Annotated in this window: 2 protein-coding genes; both read right to left on the reverse strand. The window is 70.8% G+C overall.

Annotation, left to right across the window (positions count from 1 at the left end; genetic code table 11):
* The coding region (locus AC1DYN_RS31900; protein WP_477966712.1) for an exodeoxyribonuclease V subunit gamma at positions 1-705 on the reverse strand (705 nt) is incomplete at its 3' end.
* Between the two features lie 72 nt (positions 706-777).
* On the reverse strand, positions 778-3,259 hold a 2,482-nt coding region (locus AC1DYN_RS31905), incomplete at its 5' end, for an ATP-binding protein (protein ID WP_477966714.1).

The following is a 3,259-nucleotide window of genomic DNA, read 5'->3' on the forward strand; positions in this document are numbered from 1 at the left end:
GTACGGCAGCGTCGACATCCCGAACAGCACGACGCGCCGCGGCAGGCGGCTGGCTGGCGCCGCATCGGCCGCGACGGCGGCGAGGAACTGGTCGTGAATGGTGGCGCGGCCGCTCTCGCGCTGCGTCTCGGGCAGGCTCGCGTGCACGGCGCGCCACAGGCAGGCTTGCCAGCGCTGCTCGGGCGCGAGCGGGACCACGTCGCCCCCGGCGCGGCGCAGCACGTCGCGCCCCGCGGCCCAATCGGCCAGCCAGTCAGCGCGATACACCTGGTACTGGTCGTACAGGTCGGCCACGCGTTCGGCCAGTTGCAGGCGGCGCTCGGCGTCGCCATCGGCCAGAAAGCGCGCCAGCGGCGCGTAGCCATCATCCTGCAGCAGCGTGGGCAACAGGCGCATCAGGCGCCAGGTGAGCGGATCCTTGTCGAACGGCGCGCGCTGCGGCACGCGCTCGCGCCCCAGCATGCCGCGGTAGGCTTCCCACATGAAGCGCGCCGGCAGTGCCACGCGGGTGGCGGCGCAGACGCCGTTTTCCTCGGCCAGCGCGATCTTGAGCCACTCGGCCACGCCGTTCGACTGGACGARAAAAATCTCTTCTTCGAGTGGTCCCAGAGGATGATTGCGCAGCCAGTCGAAGACGGCGCTGCGCAGCAGCTCCATCTGGTTGCCGTGGAGGATCAAGAGACCGGGAGTGATCGGGGCAGGCATGCGCTGGGCGTGGGCAATCGGGACCAAAGCATACCGCGTTTGGCCCCCTGGCGGTAGGGCCAAAGGGGCTGGTCAGCGCCCGTCGCTGGCGCGCCCGCCAAACTGCGCCGAGACCTCGCGCTCGATGCGGACCAGCAGCGCCCGCAGGCGCGCCGTCAATGCCCGTGCCTGCGCCGTGCCGCCCCCGCGCAGCTCACGCACCGGCTGCGCTTCCAGGTCTTCGCAGATGGCGGCGAACGCGGTGGCGCCGACCGCGCGCGCGGCCGACTTCAGCTGGTGCGCCAGGCTGGCGGTGTGGGTCAGATCGCCCCCTGCCAGCGCCGTGTCGATGCCGGCCAGGTTCTCACGCGTGGTGTCCAGGAACAGGAATGCGTATTTGCGCATCCGGTCGAGGTCGCCCCCGGCCGTCGCGGCCAGCAGCGCCACATCGAGCACCGCGCTGCCCGGGTCCATGGCGGCAGGCAGGTTGACGGCGACGTCCGACACCGGCGCCGTGGTGCGCCCGAGGCAGCGCGCGATCGTTGCGGCCAGCAGTTCCGGCACCACCGGCTTGGCGAGAAATTCATCCATGCCCGCCGCCATGCAGCGCGCGCGGTCGTCCACGCCGGCATTGGCCGTCATTGCCACCACGAGCGTGCCGGCCAGGCGCGGATCGCGCCGGATGCGCCGCGTCGCCTCCAGGCCATCCATCACCGGCATCTGCACGTCCATCAGCACGCAGTCGAAGCGTGCCTTGGCCATGGCCGCCAGCGCCTCTTCGCCATTGCCCGCGACGACAACGTCGGCCCCGGCCAGTTCGAGCAATTCGCGCGCGACCTGCTGGTTGAACGGGTTGTCCTCGACCAGCAGCACGGCGCAGCCATCCAGGCGCGCCTGCGCCGGCGCCGGCGCTGCGCCGAGGCCTGAACTGGCGCCCGCCCCCACCCGCGCGCCGGCGCCATCGTCGAGCGCCAGGCGCGCCGTGAACCAGAAGATGCTGCCCACCCCAGGGGTGCTGGTCACGCCGACCTCGCCGCCCATCAGCTCGGCCAGCTGGCGGCTGATCGCCAGTCCCAGGCCGGTGCCGCCATGGCGGCGCGTGGCCGACTGGTCGGCCTGCTGGAACGGCGTGAACAGGTGCTGCAGCGCGTTCGGGGCGATGCCGATGCCGCGGTCTTCGACTTCGAAGCGCACCAGGATTTCCGGGCCAAATGCATGCGCCAGGCGCGCCCGCATCGTGATGCGGCCACGCTCGGCGAACTTGACGGCGTTACCGGCAAAATTGAGCAGCACCTGTTCGAGGCGCAGCGAGTCGCCGCACAGGGGCCGCATCAGCTCGGGCGCGATCTCGATATCGAAGCCCAGGCCCTTGGCGGCAGCCGCCGTACCCAGTTGCGCTTCGACATTACGCATCAGGGCGTCGGGCATGAAGCGTTCGGTGGCCAGTTCAAGCATGCCGGCCTCGATCTTGGAAAAGTCGAGGATGTCGTTGATGATGCCCAGCAGGTGCTGGCCCGAGTGGTAGATTTTTTCGAGGTAGTCGCGCTGGCGCGGGTCGGGCCCGGCCTGCAGCGCCAGGTGCGTCATGCCGATGATGCTGTTCATCGGCGTGCGGATCTCATGGCTCATGTTCGACAGGAAGTCGCTCTTGGCCTTGCTGGCCGCGTCGGCGCGCGCCTTCAGGCGATGCAGCTCGGTGATGTCGGTCGACACGCACAGCACGGCCGGCGCTTCGTCGACCTGGAGCGGCACGCGCACGCTCCACAACTGGCGTGTCGCGCCGTCCGGGCCGGCCTGGGCCACTTGCGCACTGCTCTGGCGGTCGGCCCGCAACACGGCGCGGTCCAGCTCCCAGGTGGCGTCGGCCTGGCCCGCATCCATGGCCTCGGTATCGGGCCGGCCGATCAGGTCCGTCGCCGGGCGCCCGAGGCGCGAGGCGCCCTTGGCGTTGAGATAGCGGATGCGGCGCGCGCCGTCCTTCAGGTAGACCTCGGCGTCGAGGTTGTCGAGCACCGTGTCGAGCAGCAGGCGCTGCTCGACGGCGGCGCGGCGCGCCCGGTACTGAGCCAGGAACAGCCCGTACATCAGCAGCGTGCCGATGAAACCTGCGGYGAGCGCGCCCAACGGCACATAGCGGTCGACGCCCACCAGCATCTCGGCCCGGGGCGCCGAAAAGTGGGCTTTCCAGCCGTTGCCGACGTAGTCCACGCCCAGTACCGACACGAAATGCAGCGCCGGATCGGGCGCCGCCCTGCGCACGTCCACGCCGTGCAGCAGGATATCCCCCGCCACCGGCGCGCCCGGCCGGCCGGTGTAGCGGCGCCCGGTGCCGTACAGGCTCACGCGCAGCGGTTGCGCCTCGAGCGAGACGAGCGCATTGCGCACCATTTCCTGGACCGAAAAGAAAATGCCGAACGAGCCCAGATAGGCGGCCCGGCGCTCGGCCACGCCCAGTGGCAGCACGCCGCCGACGTACACGGGCAGGCGCATGCCGAGGGCATTGTGCGGCACCGGGTCGGGCAGGAACACGGGCTGCCCCGACGCRACGATGGTGCCGCTGTCGCGCGCCTGTGAC

Source organism: Rhizobacter sp. P2_D12, assembly GCF_056404395.1.